Here is a 15,118-nt window from a genome sequence, read left to right as displayed (position 1 = left end):
CCCGCGGGAAGACGATCGTAAGAGCGGCCCGGCACCGTGGGGGCACCGGAATACGAGCACGAAGGACGGCAGCGATGCCCCAGACCGTCGAGTTCGACCTGACCCATGTCTTCGACGCCCCCCGCGAGCTGGTGTGGGCGGCCTGGACCGAGCCCGAGCGCTTCTCCCGGTGGTTCGGCCCGCGGACGACGGCCACGCCGGTCGGCCGGATCACCTTGGACGCCCGGCCCGGCGGGGTCTGGCGGGCCGCACTGGTGGGCGAGGAGGGGTTCGAGGTGCTGCTCGACGGCACGTATCGCGAGGTACGCGCGCACGAGCGGCTGGTGTTCACGACCGGCGACCCCGACGAACCGGGCGACGGGCCCGCCTCGGTGGTGACGGTCGACTTCACGGACGCGGACGGCAAGACGAAGATGCGCTTCCGCCAGCGCGGCGTCAACATCGAGCAGACGGGCTGGATGGAGTTCTTCGACCGCCTGGCCGAGCACCTCACAGCAGATTCAGAGCGTCGTCCAGCTTGAGCGTGGTCCCCTGTTCGTACGCGGCCGCGAACGCCTCCTCCCCGAGCGCGTCGCGCACCCGGGCCGACACCCGCTCGATCTCTGCCCGCTCCCATGGCCCCGCGGGCGTCCGGTGGTGCTCCCTGCCCGCGGCCGCCAACCCCAGCAGCCTGGCCGCCTTCTCGGTCGCCCCCGAGGCCGAGGCCGCGGCCTCCACAATGCCCGCCTGCCCCCGGGGGTCCCCGATCTTCTGCGCGGCGGCCAGCGCCTCCGCGTGCAGCGCCAGGGCTTCGGCGGGGTCGCCGCGTAGCTCCGCCAGGCAACCCAGCTCGGTGAGCACGTCGGACAGGTACAGGACCGGCTCGACGTCCGGGCCGCGAGGCACCCCTTCCAGCAGGCGGAGGAGGTGTTTCTCGGCCAGCTCCACCCGGCCGGCCCGGCGCGCGGCGAAGGCCAGGCCCATCTCCGCCTGGATCTCACCGTCGCGGAAGCCCTGGTCGGCGGCCAGCTTCATGGCCCGCTCGGAGATCTCGATCGCGCGGTCGTAGTCGCCGCTGTGCATCGCGATCCAGCCCAGCCAGGCGGTGTGCGTGGCCACCGTGGGCCACAGGCCGAGGTCCTCCGCCATCCGCAGCCCCTCGCCGAACAGCCGGTTGGCCCGCTCGACGTCGTAGGTCATCTCGGCCACCGACGCCAGCCACTCCGTGGCCCGCAGCCGCCCCCAGCGGTCGCCGAGCTCGGTGAACAGCCGGACGCTCTCCCCCGCCAGGCGCTCCAGCGCCTCGACGTCCCGCTGCGTGAAGGCGTCCATGGCCTGCCTGATGAGCGCGGCGGCCACGCCCCACCGGTCGCCGACGGCCCGGAACGTGGTCAGCGCCCGGCGCGTCAACTCCTGCCCCGTCGGCATGTCCCCGACGTGCATGCTGAGGAACAGCTCGGCCCTGGCCCGGTCGCCGGGATGGGCGACGGCCGCCAGCAGGGGCTCGAACTCGACCCTCTCGCCGAGCGTGACCGCGAACCCGGCGTGCCATGCCGCCGCCCTGGCTCTGGCCGGGGAGGGCTCGCCCGGAACGGCCAGGGCCGCCGCCAGCGACCGGCGGCCCTCGGCCAGCCTGCCGCGCAGGTACCAGTACCAGGTGAGGGCGTTGACCAGCCGCGCGGCGGCGTCGGCGTCCGCGTGGGCGATCGCGGTGTCGAGCGCCGTACGCATGTTGGCGGCCTCGGCGTCCAGGCGCAGCAGCCAGTCGCGTTGCTCGTGGCCGTAGAGCTTCGGCTCGGCCTGCTCGGCGAGGGACAGGTAGTGGCGCAGGTGCGCGAGGCGTACCCGGTCGAGCTCGCCCGCGTCGGCCAGCCGGGCGACGCCGTACGCGGACACCGACTCCAGCAGCCGGTAACGGACTCCGCCCGGGGCGTCGGCCACGACCACGAGGGAGCGGTCGACCAACCTGGACAGCAGGTCGAGCACGTCGAGGCCGGGCTCGGAGTCCCCGCACACCGCTTCCGCGGCCTCCATCGTGCAGCCCTCGGCGTGCACGGCCAGGCGGCGCAGGACGCGGCGCTCCTCCTCGGAGAGCAGGTCCCAGCTCCAGTCGATCACCGCGGTCAGCGTCTGCTGGCGGGCCGGCGCGCCGCGCTGCCCGGCGGCCAGCAGCCGGAACCTGTCGTCCAGCCTGGCCACCACGCCCTGCACGCCCAGCGCCCGCACCCGGGTCGCGGCCAGCTCCAGCGCCAGTGGGATGCCGTCCAGCCGCCGGCACAACTGGGCCACGGCCTGCGCGTTGCCCGCGTCGAGCGCGAAGCCGCGGGCGGAGGCCGCGGCGCGGGTCACGAACAGCCTGACCGCGTCGGAGCCCGCCATGGCCGTCAGGTCGGCGCTCCCCGGCACGTCGAGCGGCGGCACGCTCCACAACACCTCGCCGTCCACGGCCAGCGGCTCCCTGCTGGTGGCCAGGATCCGCAGGTCCGAGCAGGCCCGCAGGAGCAGCTCGGCCAGCTCGGCGACCTGCTCGACCACGTGCTCGCAGTTGTCGAGGACGAGCAGCATCCGGCGCTGCCGGAGCGCGCCCGCCAGCTGCCCCGCCACGTCGGCGGAGTCGGCTCCTTCCCTGATGTCCAGCGCGGCCATGACGGCCTCCGCCGGCGTGCGCGACGCCTCGTGCGGTCCGCCGCGGGCGGACTGGTGCAGCCCGACCTGGACCGCCGGGTCGAGCTCCACCAGCCAGGCGCCGTCCGGGAAGCCGTCCAGGAGCCGGTTCGCCGCCTCCAGCGCGAGCCGGGTCTTGCCGACCCCGCCGCTGCCGGTGAGCGTCACCAGCCGCTCCTCCTCGACCAGCGCGCACACCTCGGCCAGTGCCTCGTCCCTGCCTATCAGCTTGCTGACGGCGGCGGGCAGGTTGGTGCGCGGCCGGTCGGCGGACACGCTGAGCGACGGGTCCTGTCCGAGTATCGCCTGGTGGAGGGCGACGATCTCGGGCCCTGGGTCCAGGCCGAGCTCGTCGGCCAGCCGCTCGCGCAGCTCGCCGTAGCTGGCCAGCGCCTCGCTCTGGCGTCCGGCCCGGTAGAGAGCCCGCATGTGCACGGCACGCAGCCGCTCCCTGAGCGGGTGGCGGGCCACCAGGTCGCCCAGCTCCCCCACGAGCAGCCCGTGCTCGCCCAGCTCCAGGCGGGCCTCGGCGTGCTGCTCCAGCGCCGACAGCCGCTGCTCCTCCAGCCGGAGGATGGCCGGGCGGGTGTACTCCTCGTCGGCGAAGTCCGCGTACGCGGGACCCCGCCACAGCGCCAGCGCCTCGCCCAGCAGCCTGGCCTTGGTGCGTGGGCTGCCGGCGGCCTCGGCCTGGGTCAGCAGCCCGGCGAAACGCTCGGCGTCCACTGCGCCGGGGTCGGGGCGCAGCAGGTAGCCGGGGGCGCGGGAGACCACGAGGTTCTTGCCCCCGGCTTCGGCGTCCTCCAGCGCCTTGCGCAGCTGCGAGACGCGCACCTGCAGCGCGCCCGCCGGATTGCCGGGCGGCTCCTCGCCCCACAGGTCGTCGACCAGCCGGTCGGCGGACACCGGGTGCCCCTCGTGGACCAGCAGGTCCACCAACAACGCCCGGACCTTGAGACCGGGGATCGTGACGGCCTCACCGGCGTCGGTCCACACGGCCAGCGGGCCCAGCACCCCGAAACGCATGCTCGTCACCCTATGCGCGGCCGTAAGTCCGCGAAAAGAACATCGGAAGCCTCTTCCCGCACCGTGGAGGCAACGGAAAAGGGGAGTGAGATGAACACCGAGATCACCGATGTCCGCGCCGGGCGCCGCGAATGGACGGGGCTGGCCGTTGGACGGGGCTGGCCGTCCTGGCCTCCGTGGCCCTCCTGCTCTCCATTGACGTCAGCGTCCTCTATCTGGCGCTGCCGCGCCTGAGCGCCGACCTCGGCGCCACCGCCTCGCAGCAGCTGTGGATCGTGGACGTCTACTCGTTCATGCTGGCCGGTTTCCTGATCACCATGGGCACGCTGGGCGACCGGATCGGCCGCCGCAGGCTGCTGATGATCGGCGCGGCGGCGTTCGGCGCGGCGTCCGTGCTGGCCGCGTGCTCGGTGAACGCCGAGACGCTCATCGCCACCCGCGCGCTGCTCGGCGTCTCCGGGGCGACGCTGCTCCCGTCGTCGCTGGCGCTGATCAGGAACATGTTCCACGACGTCAAGCAGATGGGCACCGCGATCGGGCTCTGGTACGGCTGCTTCATGCTCGGCATGGCCGTCGGCCCGCTGGTGGGCGGGGTGCTGCTGGAGCACTTCCGGTGGGGGTCGGTGTTCCTGATGGGGGTGCCGTTCATGGCGCTGGTGCTGGTGGCCGGGCGCACGCTGCTGCCGGAGTACCGCGACCCCGCCGCCGGCCGTCTCGACCTGGCCGGCGTCGCGCTGTCGCTGGCGATGATCCTGCCGGTCGTGTACGGGCTCAAGGAGATCGCCAGGAGCGGCTGGGACCCGGTGGCCGTCGCCGCGATGGCGGCCGGGGCGGCGTTCGGAGTCGCGTTCGTCCGGCGCCAGCGCCGGCTCGCCGACCCGCTGCTCGACCTGCGCCTTTTCGCCAACCGCGCCTTCGCCGCCACGCTCGGGATCATGCTGCTGAGCGGCATCGTCATGGCGGGCACGACGCTGATGACCACCCAGTACCTGCAGACCGTCCAGGCGTTGTCGCCGCCGGAGGCGGGGCTGTGGCTGGTGCCGCAGAACATCGCCATGATCCTGGCCCTGACGGCGGCGCCGGCGATCGCGCGCCGCGTCGGCGCCGCGCACGTGATGGCGGCCGGGCTGGCGCTGGGCGCGGCGGGCCTGTTCCTGCACACGCAGGTGCCGAGCGCCGGCGGCACCGGGCTGGTCGTGACCGGCCTCGTCCTCGCCTCGGCAGGCATCGCGCTGCCGATGGGCGTGGGCAGCGGCGTGATGATGACGGCCGCGCCCCCGGAGAAGGCCGGGTACGGTCAGCACCGTCGTCTTCATCGGCCTGGCCGTCGCCACGATCGCGATCCTGCGCCGCCACGACGCCACCACGTGACCACCCGTACGGCGCCGCGGCCTGACCCGCCGGCTTACGGCGGTGCGCGCAGCGGCGACGTGGCGACCTCCGGCGAGGCCACGACCGATCCCTGGCCCGGCACCGAACGGGCCGTGATCTCCACACCCCGTCGTGCAGGACATGCAGGACATGAACGTGGGATGGGCGGCGCGACGCCCCGTGGACGGCGGGCTCATGGGGCGCCCGGAGAGGGCGGCCTCAGCCGGTGCCCGGGGAGGGGCGGTGCCTTCCTGGCCGAGCCGCGATAGACGGCCGCGTCGTAGCGGCGCTCGTTGTCGTCGAGCTTGTCCCGCGCCGCCGCCACGAGATCCACCCCGAGCACGTCGGCCAACCGCACCAGGTAGAGCGTGACGTCACCCAGCTCCGTACGCACCCTGGCCAGCGTGTCGGGATCCGGGCTCCCGGACTCGTCGGCGGTGAGCCACTGGAATTCGGCCACCAGCTCCCCCACCTCGCCCGCCAGCGCCATCACCAGGTTCTTCGGCGTGTGGAACTGCTCCCAATCCCTTGCCCGGGCAAAGTCCCGCAGGCGTACGGCAAGGTGCTCCAACTCCGTCGTCACGTCCCACGACCCTACCCACCCCCGCCGGTATGTTGCTGAAGGTGAACGGGGTCGAGCTGTTCCTGTTGGGCCGGACGTTGATGAGGATCGGCGAGGACGCGATGCCGAGCGAGGGCATCGGCGAGCAGTCGGCGAGCCTGCGCACGGTCCTGATCGTGCTGAGCGACCTGCGCGGCCACCCCGGCACCACCGTGGGCGAGATCGCCACCCGCTCCGGCCTGCCGCAGAGCGCCGTGTCGGCCACCGTCGCCCGCCTGCGGTCGGCGGGCGCGGTGCTCGCCGAGACTGACCCGGGAGACGGGCGGCGGACAGTACTCCGCGAGGCCCCGGAGGTGCCGGAGGTGCCGGAGCAGGTGACGCGGGTGCGTGACACGCCGATCGACGACGTGCTGGCCACCGCGTTGGGCACGGACGACCGCGACCGCGTACGCGAGACCGTCGAGGCTCTGGAAGAGCTGGCCGACCGCCTGGTCCCCGGCCTGAGACGCTGACCTGAGGGTCCGCGGCCCCGAGGGGTTCAAACACAAGATCGATTGAATCTTCACCGTGTACGCTTCGGCGCGTGTCCGAATTATCCGTGCCCGGCTACGAGATCAAGGGCGTGATCGGGCAGGGCGGCTTCGGTGTCGTGTACCTCGCCCTGCAGTCGGCCGTGGGCCGTGAGGTCGCGCTCAAGGTCGACAACCGGGTCCTGCTGTCCGACCGCGACCGGCGCCGCTTCATCCGCGAGGTCACCGCGGCCGGTGCCCTGTCCGGGCATCCCCATGTGGTGCCGGTCTACGACGCGGGCCTGCTGCCCGACGGGCGGCCTTACATGGTGCTCGAGCTCTGTCCGGGCGGCTCCCTGTCCGGTCGCAGGCTCGGCCCCGCCGAGGCGCGGGACGTGGGCGTGCGCATCGCGGACGCGCTGGCCGCCGCGCACGAGCAGGGCGTTCTGCACCGCGACGTGAAGCCGGGCAACCTTCTCATCAACCGCTACGGCCAGGTGGCTTTGTCGGACTTCGGCCTGGCCACGATGCCCGCCTCCGGGCCGGAGGCCTCGGTGACGAGGGAGTCGTTGACGCCTTCGTACGCGCCGCCCGAGGCCTTCGACCTGGCCGAGCCGAGTCCGGCCGGCGACGTGTACGCCCTGGCGGCCACCGTCTACGCCCTGCTGTCCGGCCGCCCGCCCCGCTTCCCGGAGAACGGCGTCCCGAACCTGGCCATGATCCTGGCCCTGCACCGCCTCCCGGTTCCGGAGATCCCGGGGGTGCCGCCCGCGCTGACCGCCGTGCTGCGGCAGGCGCTGGCCAGCGATCCGCGGGAACGGCCTCCGAGCGCCGCCGCCTTCCGCGACGCCCTCGCCGCCGTCCCCCTGAGCCCGTCGCCTTCAGGCCGCCACTCGGCGCCACCCGTCCCTCCGCCGGGCCACCACACGGCGCCGTCCGCCCCGTCGCCCGGCCATCCTGCCGCACCGTCCGGCCCACCTTCCGGCCACCCTGCCGCACCGTCCGGGCACCACGCCGCGCCGTTCGCCCGTTCCGTGCCCGCGCCCGTCAACCCGGCGGTGCCCCCGCAGGCCGGAGCCCCGTTTCCGGCGCACTTCCCAGGGACCGGGCAGCACCACACCGAGCCGCCCCCGGGCAGCCGGCACGACACCCGGCCGCCCACACCTCACGGTGTCAACAAGGCCCTGGTCGCGATCATCGCCGCCCTCTCCCTGGTGATCGTTGCAGGCGGCGGCGCGATCATCTACAACCAGGTCATCCAGCAGCCGGAGACCCGGCAGGCCCAGCCCGACGCCACGGAGCCGACCGAGGAGAGCACGAAGGAGGCCACGCGGAAGCCCGCCGGCGTGTTCACGGGGCTGGACACCTACACGGAGAACTGCCCGGCCGCCAAGGTGCGCGACGCCGGAGCAGCCTGCGTGCGGGAGTCGGAGTGCTGGGGCGGCATGGTGATCATCGTGGGCGACACCAAGGCCCGGCGGCTCGGCTGCGAGGAGAGGCACTCGTGGGAGACGTTCGCGGTGGCCCCGATCCCCAAGGACGCCGAGACGTACGTGCAGCAGGACCTCGCCAGGCACCCGACGGTCAAACGGGTCTGCAACCGCACGGTGCTCCTGGCCAGCAGGGTCGGCGCGGCCAGGACGATCGCGGCCGCCAGATGGCAGGCCGACGTCATGCCGCCGTCCCAGGCGCAGTTCGAGGACGGGGTGCGCTTCTACCGCTGCGTCGGCAGCGTGAACGGCCAGGAGCCGCGTGGATCCTCCTTCCACTGAAGGACGCGGTAAAGGCCGCAGCGGTGGCGGTACGCTGGCGTACGCTGTGAACTGCGCAAACGCCTGGCAAGGAAGACCCCCATGAGCGAGCACGTCCACGTCCGCGTCCGCCAAGGCATGGCCGTCACCGAGGACGGTGACCTGGTCGAGGACTACCGCTGCGGCTGCGGCGCCACCTGGAGCCGCGTCCACCGGGCCGACGAGGGCCACCCGGAGCGCTGAGCGCGCCCGCCCGGCCTCATTCGGCCGGCCCTGTCTCGTTCCCGGCGGGCTTCGGCCCCCGCCACTTCCTGAGGACGGGCAGCGAGCTGAACCGTTCGGCCGCCTGGTCGACCCGGTAGTACAGCGAGGGCGGGACGTGCGGGAGCACCACGGAGTGTCGCCGGCCGAGCAGCGCGAACGTCTGCTCCGGTGGTAGGTCGATGTAGCGCGGGAGGTCCTCGAACCACCGGGCGCTCTGCCGGGCCGCCCGCTGGGCGGTGCGGATCGCGGATTTGCGTTCCCGTTCGTAACGGGCGAGCGCGCGCTGCAGGTCCGGCGTCGTGTGGAGCGCGGCGACCAGGGCGGCTGCGTCCCCCAGCGCCAGCACGGTGCCGGCGCCGATGGAATAGTGCGTGGTGTGCGCGGCGTCCCCGGCCAGGACGAGCTTGCCGCGGTGCCACGTCCGGTTGGTCAGGGTGCGGAAGTTCAGCCAGTGCGCGCTGCCGTCGCCCTGCGTCCGCCCGATCAGCGGGTGCCCGTCCAGCATGTCGGCGAACAGCTTTTCCAGCAGGGCCAGGCTGTCGGCCTCGTTCGCCTCGTGGAACCCGAGCCCTCTCCAGGACTCTGGGGGGCACTCGACGACGCAGGTGCTGTGGTCCTTGCCGAATCCGTAGCCGTAACACCAGATCCAGCCGTGCGGGGTCGGCACGAAGGCGAAGGTGAACGCGTCGAAGATCTTCGTGGTGCCGAGCCAGATGTACTTGTGGCGCCCGACCACGACCTGGGTGCCGAAATGGCCGGAGTGGCGCTCCCGCAACCCGCTGTTGACACCGTCACCGGCGACGACGAGGTCGGCGTCGGCCACTTCGCGCTCGTCGGCGATCTCGTGCTCGAACTCGATGCGCACGCCGAGGGCGCGGGCCCGTTTCTCGAAGATGCCGAGCAGCTCCCGCCGGCCGATGCCGAAGCCCTCGTCCCCGTGCTCCGCCGTCACCGTCACGCGGTCGCGGATGGTCATGACCCAGGTGTCCCAGCGGACCGAGCCCTCCGCGATGGCCTGGGCCGACTCGGCGTCAGCGTCATGGAGGTTGGGTAGCAGTTCGTCCCAATAGGTCACACCCCAGCCATACGTGGACCCTGCCGGGTTCCGCTCATAGACGGTGATCTCATGGGACGGGTCCACCCGTTTCATCAGGATCGAGAAGTACAGGCTGGCGGGTCCGCCGCCGACGCAGGCGACCTTCACAGGAACTCCTGTTGTGACGCAATGTAATCACGACATTGCCGACAGTAACAGAAGGCATGTGGCATGGAGTCAGAAGACGCGCCAGGGGACTAAAGATCCCTCCCGGTACGGACCCGCCCTAAGCGGTCACTCGTACCGGGCCGTGCTCTCGCGGACGATCAGCTCCGTGGCCAGTTCCACGCGCTTGGTCTCCGGCACCTCGCCCCGCCCCATGGCCAGCACCGTACGGGTGGCGAGCGCCGCCATCTCCTGCAGCGGCTGGCGGACCGTGGTCAGCGGGGGCCAGGCCGACTTGGCCAGAGGCAGGTCGTCGAAGCCGACCACGCTCAGGTCCTCGGGCACACGCAGCCCGCGCTGCCGGGCCGCCTCGAACACGCCGAACGCCATCAGGTCGCTGCCGGCGAAGATGGCCGTCGGCGGATCCTCCAGGGACAGCAGGGCGTGGCCCTCGTCGTGGCCGGATTCGACCAGGAACGTTCCCCGCCTCACCAGCTCGGGCGCGAGCGGCACCCCCGCCGTCTCCAGCGCGGCGCGGTAGCCGTCTATGCGGGCCTGGCTGCACAGCATGTCCGCCGGGCCGCTGATCATGCCGATGCGGCGATGCCCCAGCTCCAGCAGGTGCCGGGTGGCGGCCAGGCCGCCGTTCCAGTTGGTGGCGCCGACCGAGACCACACCCGGAGCCGGCTCGCCCTCCGGGTCCACCACCGCGAACGGCAGCGAGCGCGCGCTCAGCTGCGCCTGGATGCCGGTGGACAGGCGGGACGCGACGATGACCACGCCGTCCGTGCGGCGGGCGGCCAAGCGTTCGAGCCAGTCGCGCCCGGGCCCGGCGTGCGTGTGGAGGACCGAGATGACGACGCTGGCCCCGGCCTCGTGGGCGGCGCTCTCGGCCCCGCGCACGATCTCCATGGCCCACGGCGACTCGATCTCGGCGAAGACCAGGTCGACCAGGCCGGCCGGGGTGTCGTCCTGGCTGACGCGGCGTTGGTAGCCGTGTTCCTGGAGCAAACGTTCGACCCGATGGCGGGTCGCCGGAGCGACCTCCGGGCGCCCGTTGATGACCTTCGAGACCGTGGGGATGGACACCCCGGCCTCTTCCGCGATCAGTGCGATCGTGACCCGCCTCTTCGCTGACACGATCGGGAGTGTATCCGAAAGTTTCGGTTTGGCGTCGCTCTCCCTGGGGGTGTTGACGCTTTACATGCCATTTACCTAAGCTCCGCCGTAAGAAACTATCGGGGGGTTCACGAAACTTTCGCCACGCTGAGGAAGGGACCCCTGAATGAAACGTAGTTTGGTGTTGATCGCGGCCGCCGTGCTCGTGGCCGGTTGTGGCGGTGGTGGCGGTGGCTCCGCGACCACGCAGCCCGGCCAGGGCGGCGCGCCCGGGAAGGTCACGCTCGAGTGGTGGCACCTGTCGACCACCGAGCCGCTCAAGTCCCTCTGGGAGCAGCGCGCCAAGGAGTTCATGGCCAAGAACCCCAACGTCACGATCAAGCAGACGGTCCTGGAAAATGACGCCTACAAGGCGAAGCTCACCACGATCACGCAGTCCGGCAAGGCGCCCGACCTGTTCGCCACCTGGGGCGGCGGGGTGCTGAAGCAGCAGATCGACGCGGGGCTGGTCAAGGACATCTCCGGCGACGTCGCCGACGTCCTGCCGACCTTCACGCCGGCGGCGCTGAGCGCGTACCAGTTCGACGGCAAGACGTATGGGCTGCCCACCGACATCGGGGCGGTGGGTTTCTGGTACAACAAGAAACTTTTCGAGAAGGCGGGCATCACGCAGCCACCGGCGACGTGGTCCGCGTTCCTCGAGGACGTCAAGAAGCTCAAGGCGGCCGGCATCACCCCGATCGCCCTGGCCGGCAAGGAGAAATGGCCCGGCCACTACTACTGGGCCTACCTCGCCATGCGCATCGCCGGCCTCGACGCGCTCAAGCAGGCGGCAGTGGACAAGGACTTCAACAAGCCCGACTTCGTCGCCGCGGGACAGCAGGTCAAGGCGCTGGCCGACCTGCAGCCGTTCCAGAAGGGCTTCCTCGGGGCGGCCTACTCCACGCCTGACGGGCAGGCGGCGACGATGGGCAACGGCAAGGCCGCCATGGAGCTCATGGGCCAGTGGGCACCTGTCGTGCAGGCCGACGCGGGCAAGGGCCTGGGCGACGACCTCGGCTTCTTCCCCTTCCCCTCCGTCGAGGGCGGCAAGGGCTCGGCCACGGACGCGTTCGGCGGGGGCGGCGGCCTGGCCGTGGGCGCGGACGCGCCGAAGGAAGCCGTCGCGTTCGTGAAGTTCATGACGGAGATGGGCAACCACTCCAAGGCCGTGGAGTCCGGCGGCGTGCTGCCGGTGCTCAAGGGCGAGGAGAGTGCCGTCAAGGACGCGAACCTCAAGCAGGTGGCGACCATGCTGGCCAACGCCGGCGGCTACCAGCTCTACCTCGACCAGGCGTACCCGCCGGCCGTCGGCCAGCAGGTCAACGACAGCGTGGCCGAGTTGATCGCCGGCACGAAGACGCCGGAGGAAGTCACCCAGGACATCACCGAAGTGGCCAAGAGCGAAGAATGACGATACTCACCCGAGGGCCGGAGGCGGTCATGCTTCCGGCCCCCGCCCCTGCCGCCAAGCGCCGCGGTCGTTGGCTGACGATCACTCTCTTCCTGCTGCCCGCCCTCGTGCTGTTCCTCCTGCTGGTCGTGGCACCGATCCTGGTGGCCGTCTACGCCAGCGCCTTCCGGTGGAACGGGTTCGGGGGCCTGCCCACCAACTTCATCGGATTCGACAACTTCACCCGGCTGTTCGGCACCGAGATCTTCGTTCAGGACATGTGGCACCTGCTGGTGCTGGTCCTGCTGTCGGTGTGCATCCAGCTGCCGTTCTCGCTGGCCATCGCGATGCTGCTCAACCAGCGCATCCGCGGGCGGACGCTCTACCGGCTGGTGTTCTTCGCGCCGTACGTGCTGTCCGAAGTGATCACCGGCGTGCTGTTCTCGCTGATCCTCTCGCCCGGCTCCGGCATGGCGAACGAGCTGCTGTCGGTGTTCGGGATCGAGTCGGAGTTCCTGGCCGACCCCGACACCGTGATGCCGTCGCTGTTCCTGGTCATGACGTGGAAGTACTTCGGCTTCCACATGATGATCTACCTGGCCGGCCGGCAGAACATCCCCAACGAGCTCATCGAGGCCGCCCAGATCGACGGCGCGACCACCTGGAAGACGTTCAGGCACATCACGCTGCCGCTGCTCGGGCCGACGATCCGGATCAGCGTCTTCCTGTCCGTCATCTACACCATCCAGCTGTTCGACCTGGTGTGGATCCTCACCGGGGGCGGGCCGTCGCACTCGTCCGAGACGATGGCCGTGACCATGATGGAGTACGGGTTCAAGCGCTCCCAGGTCGGTTACGCCAGCGCGATCAGCGTCGTGATGTTCGTGCTCAGCCTCGTCTTCGCCCTCGTCTACCAGCGTTTCGTGATGCGCCGCGACCTCGCCGGGGCAACCACCACCATGGGGGGCCGCCGATGATCCATCGCAAGAAGTCCCAGCCCCGGGCCACCACGCTGCCTCTGCACGCGATCGCGTGGATCGTCGGCGCCTTCATCCTCGTCCCCGTCGTCTACGCGTTGCTCGGCGGGTTCAAGGAGAACAGCGAGCTGTCGACCAACCCCTTCGGGCTGCCGGAGACGTGGGTGACCGCCAACTACACCGACGTGCTCGGCTCGGGGTCGTTCTGGCTGCAGATGTGGAACAGCACGTTCATCGCCGTCGTCACGACCGTGCTGACGGTCGGGTTCGCGGCGCTGGCGGGGTTCATCTTCGCCCGGTACGCCTTCCGCGGCAGGGAGGCGCTGTTCACGCTGTTCACGGCGGGCCTGATGTTCCCGTTCGCGGTGGCCATCCTGCCGATCTTCGTGCTGCTGCGCACGTTCGGCCTGCTGGACAACCCCCTCGGCGTCATCCTGACGCAGGCGGCCTTCGGCCTGCCGCTGACGATCATCATCCTGCGCGGCTTCTTCAGGAGCATCCCGGGCGAGATCGAGGAGGCGGCCATCATCGACGGCTGCACCCCGTTCGGGTTCTTCTGGCGGATCCTGCTGCCGATGGCCCGGCCCGCCATCGCCACTGTCTCGGTCCTGGCCATCGTGGGCAGCTGGAACAACTTCATGCTGCCGCTCGTGGTCTTCAGCGAGGAGGCCAGCTGGACGCTGCCGCTCGGCATCCAGCAGTTCCAGGGCCAGTACGCCTCCGACACCGCCCGCATCCTCGCCTACCTGGTCCTGGCCATGGTGCCGGCGCTCGGGTTCTACGCCATCGCGGAACGTCACCTGGTCGGTGGGCTCACCGCGGGTGCAACGAAGGGATGACCGCTTTCATGCTGCATGTGTCCGGAACCCATCTCGTCACGGACGACGACCAGCCGGTACGGCTCCGCGGGGTGGGCCTCGGGGGCTGGATGAACATGGAGAACTTCATCACCGGCTACCCGGCCAACGAGACCTCGATGCGGAACGCCGTGCGCGGCGTCCTGGGCGAGGAGCGGGCGGAGCTGTTCTTCGACCGGCTCCTGACCTCGTTCTTCACCGAGCGGGACGCCGATCTGCTGGCCGGGCTGGGCATGAACTGCGTGCGCATCCCGGTCAACTACCACCACTGGGAGGCCGACGACCGCCCCTTCGAGATCGACCAGCGCGGCTTCCGCCACCTGGACCGGGTGATCGGGCTGCTCGGCGAGCGCGGCGTCTACAGCGTGATCGACCTGCACGCCCTGCCGGGGTCGCAGAACCAGCACTGGCACTCCGACAACCCCACGCACGTGGCGGCGTTCTGGCAGCACCGCCACTTCCAGGACCGGGCGGTGCACCTGTGGGAGGCCATCGCCGACCACTACCGCGACAACCCCTGGGTGGCGGGCTACAACCCGGTCAACGAGCCGGGCGACGTGACGGGCAAGGTCATCGGTCCCTTCTACGACCGCCTGGTGAAGGCCGTGCGCGCCGCCGACCCGCATCACATCCTGTTCCTGGATGGGAACACGTACGCCACCGATTTCTCGATATTTCGGGAGATGTACGAGAACACGGTATTTGTCATGCACGACTACGCGCTGGCTGGTTTCGCGCACGGCGGGCCCTACCCCGGCTACACGCGCGGCGAGTGGTGCGACCGCGCCGAGCTGGAGCGCACGTTCGCCAAGCGCTCCAAATTCCAGCGCGAGACCGGCACGCCGCTGTGGGTGGGCGAGTTCGGGCCCGTGTACACCGGGGATCCGGCGGTGGACGAGCAGCGCTACCAGGTCCTGCGGGACCAGCTGGAGATCTACGACGGCCAGGACGTGGGCTGGTCGCTGTGGACGTACAAGGATGTGGGGCTGCAGGGGCTGGTGCACGCCGCGGGGCCGTACCTCGACAGGTTCGGCGGCTTCATCGCCAAGAAGCGGCGGCTCGGCGCGGACCGCTGGGGCTCCACCATGGAGGAGGCGGCGGACGTGCTCGCGCCCCTGCACCGGCTGATCGAGACCGAGTTCCCCACGTGGGATCCGTACCCGTGGGGCGCCCGCTACCAGAGCGACGACCTGATCAGGCACATCCTGATCGCGCAGGCGCTGCTGCCGGAGTACGCCGAGCTGTTCCGCGGGCTGGGCGACGACGAGCTGATCGCCCTGGCGGACTCGTTCCTGCTGGAGCAGTGCGTACGCCGTGAACCCCTCCTCGAGTTGCTGGCGGACAACCTGGCACAGTGACCATCCACACACCGTCGGGGCTATCGCTTTGAGGCCCGCGGGTGAGTA

The 15,118-nt window shown here is 71.0% G+C and carries 13 protein-coding genes; 9 read left to right on the top strand and 4 right to left on the bottom strand.

Translation table 11 applies throughout. The features are described 5' to 3' along the window. Nucleotides 1–74: 74 nt before the first annotated feature. On the top strand, nt 75–521 hold the full coding sequence (locus ID574_RS20465) for an SRPBCC family protein (RefSeq protein WP_188190531.1): 447 nt from the start codon (nt 75–77) through the stop codon (nt 519–521). Here ID574_RS20465 and ID574_RS20460 read toward each other — a convergent pair. Next, a complete protein-coding gene (locus ID574_RS20460) occupies nt 490–3,669 on the bottom strand; it encodes an AfsR/SARP family transcriptional regulator (protein WP_188190530.1) in 3,180 nt (1,059 codons plus the stop codon). The two genes, ID574_RS20465 and ID574_RS20460, sit on opposite strands and share 32 nt — an antisense overlap. A 131-nt stretch (nt 3,670–3,800) precedes the next feature. On the opposite strand from ID574_RS20460, the gene ID574_RS20455 reads away from it, so the two are divergent. After that, nucleotides 3,801–5,309 carry an MFS transporter gene (locus ID574_RS20455; RefSeq protein ID WP_188190529.1) on the top strand — a complete coding sequence of 503 codons (1,509 nt, stop codon included), beginning with the start codon at nt 3,801–3,803 and terminating at the stop codon, nt 5,307–5,309. Here ID574_RS20455 and ID574_RS20450 read toward each other — a convergent pair. Then, nucleotides 5,234–5,623 carry a nucleotide pyrophosphohydrolase gene (locus tag ID574_RS20450; protein ID WP_188190528.1) on the bottom strand — a complete coding sequence of 130 codons (390 nt, stop codon included), beginning with the start codon at nt 5,621–5,623 and terminating at the stop codon, nt 5,234–5,236. The two genes, ID574_RS20455 and ID574_RS20450, sit on opposite strands and share 76 nt — an antisense overlap. A gap of 29 nt (nt 5,624–5,652) precedes the next feature. On the opposite strand from ID574_RS20450, the gene ID574_RS20445 reads away from it, so the two are divergent. From ID574_RS20445 to ID574_RS20435, 3 genes are all read left to right on the top strand, one after another. Further along, the gene (locus ID574_RS20445; RefSeq protein ID WP_223166904.1) at nt 5,653–6,114 is read left to right on the top strand and encodes a MarR family transcriptional regulator; all 462 of its coding nucleotides are present in this window, start codon (nt 5,653–5,655) and stop codon (nt 6,112–6,114) included. A gap of 71 nt (nt 6,115–6,185) precedes the next feature. After that, nucleotides 6,186–7,883: a serine/threonine-protein kinase gene (locus ID574_RS20440; protein ID WP_188190527.1), complete on the top strand. Its 1,698-nt coding sequence runs from the start codon at nt 6,186–6,188 to the stop codon at nt 7,881–7,883. Nucleotides 7,884–7,964: 81 nt separating this feature from the next. Then, complete coding sequence (locus ID574_RS20435; RefSeq protein ID WP_188190526.1) at nt 7,965–8,105, top strand: hypothetical protein; 141 nt, start codon at nt 7,965–7,967, stop codon at nt 8,103–8,105. Between the two features lie 16 nt (nt 8,106–8,121). Here ID574_RS20435 and ID574_RS20430 read toward each other — a convergent pair whose 3' ends face one another. Both ID574_RS20430 and ID574_RS20425 read right to left on the bottom strand, forming a co-directional pair. Continuing rightward, entirely contained in the window at nt 8,122–9,330 is a 1,209-nt protein-coding gene (locus ID574_RS20430) for an FAD-dependent monooxygenase (protein ID WP_188190525.1), read from the bottom strand. 126 nt (nt 9,331–9,456) lie between these two features. Beyond that, nucleotides 9,457–10,467 (bottom strand): LacI family DNA-binding transcriptional regulator, encoded by a 1,011-nt coding sequence (locus tag ID574_RS20425; protein ID WP_188190524.1) that lies wholly within the window; start codon nt 10,465–10,467, stop codon nt 9,457–9,459. 145 nt (nt 10,468–10,612) lie between these two features. Between ID574_RS20425 and ID574_RS20420 the strand changes: the two genes are divergently transcribed. From ID574_RS20420 to ID574_RS20405, 4 genes are read left to right on the top strand one after another with little or no spacing between them, the layout of a single operon-like run. Beyond that, nucleotides 10,613–11,899, top strand: a complete 1,287-nt coding sequence (locus ID574_RS20420; RefSeq protein WP_188190523.1) for an extracellular solute-binding protein — start codon at nt 10,613–10,615, stop codon at nt 11,897–11,899. Continuing rightward, nucleotides 11,896–12,855, top strand: coding sequence for a carbohydrate ABC transporter permease (locus tag ID574_RS20415; protein ID WP_188190522.1), 960 nt, complete (start codon nt 11,896–11,898; stop codon nt 12,853–12,855). The genes ID574_RS20420 and ID574_RS20415 overlap by 4 nt, the downstream gene beginning before the upstream one ends. Next, complete coding sequence (locus ID574_RS20410) at nt 12,852–13,694, top strand: carbohydrate ABC transporter permease (protein WP_188190521.1); 843 nt, start codon at nt 12,852–12,854, stop codon at nt 13,692–13,694. The genes ID574_RS20415 and ID574_RS20410 overlap by 4 nt, the downstream gene beginning before the upstream one ends. A gap of 8 nt (nt 13,695–13,702) precedes the next feature. Next, entirely contained in the window at nt 13,703–15,070 is a 1,368-nt protein-coding gene (locus tag ID574_RS20405) for a glycoside hydrolase family 5 protein (protein WP_188190520.1), read from the top strand. Nucleotides 15,071–15,118: the final 48 nt, after the last annotated feature.

Origin of the sequence: Nonomuraea sp. SYSU D8015, from assembly GCF_008065375.1 — a bacterium.
In the GTDB taxonomy this organism is placed as follows: domain Bacteria; phylum Actinomycetota; class Actinomycetes; order Streptosporangiales; family Streptosporangiaceae; genus Nonomuraea.
The sequence above is the reverse complement of the archived record's forward strand: the minus strand, read 5'-3'. Positions and strand labels throughout refer to the sequence as shown.

What these genes read in the sequence shown, in the direction of transcription:
- ID574_RS20465 (WP_188190531.1), top strand. Translation starts at nt 75, where the DNA reads ATGCCCCAGACCGTCGAGTTCGACCTGACCCATGTCTTCGACGCCCCC.
- ID574_RS20460 (WP_188190530.1), bottom strand. Translation starts at nt 3,669, where the DNA reads ATGCGTTTCGGGGTGCTGGGCCCGCTGGCCGTGTGGACCGACGCCGGT.
- ID574_RS20455 (WP_188190529.1), top strand. Translation starts at nt 3,801, where the DNA reads ATGGACGGGGCTGGCCGTTGGACGGGGCTGGCCGTCCTGGCCTCCGTG.
- ID574_RS20445 (WP_223166904.1), top strand. Translation starts at nt 5,653, where the DNA reads ATGTTGCTGAAGGTGAACGGGGTCGAGCTGTTCCTGTTGGGCCGGACG.
- ID574_RS20435 (WP_188190526.1), top strand. Translation starts at nt 7,965, where the DNA reads ATGAGCGAGCACGTCCACGTCCGCGTCCGCCAAGGCATGGCCGTCACC.
- ID574_RS20420 (WP_188190523.1), top strand. Translation starts at nt 10,613, where the DNA reads ATGAAACGTAGTTTGGTGTTGATCGCGGCCGCCGTGCTCGTGGCCGGT.
- ID574_RS20415 (WP_188190522.1), top strand. Translation starts at nt 11,896, where the DNA reads ATGACGATACTCACCCGAGGGCCGGAGGCGGTCATGCTTCCGGCCCCC.
- ID574_RS20410 (WP_188190521.1), top strand. Translation starts at nt 12,852, where the DNA reads ATGATCCATCGCAAGAAGTCCCAGCCCCGGGCCACCACGCTGCCTCTG.
- ID574_RS20405 (WP_188190520.1), top strand. Translation starts at nt 13,703, where the DNA reads ATGCTGCATGTGTCCGGAACCCATCTCGTCACGGACGACGACCAGCCG.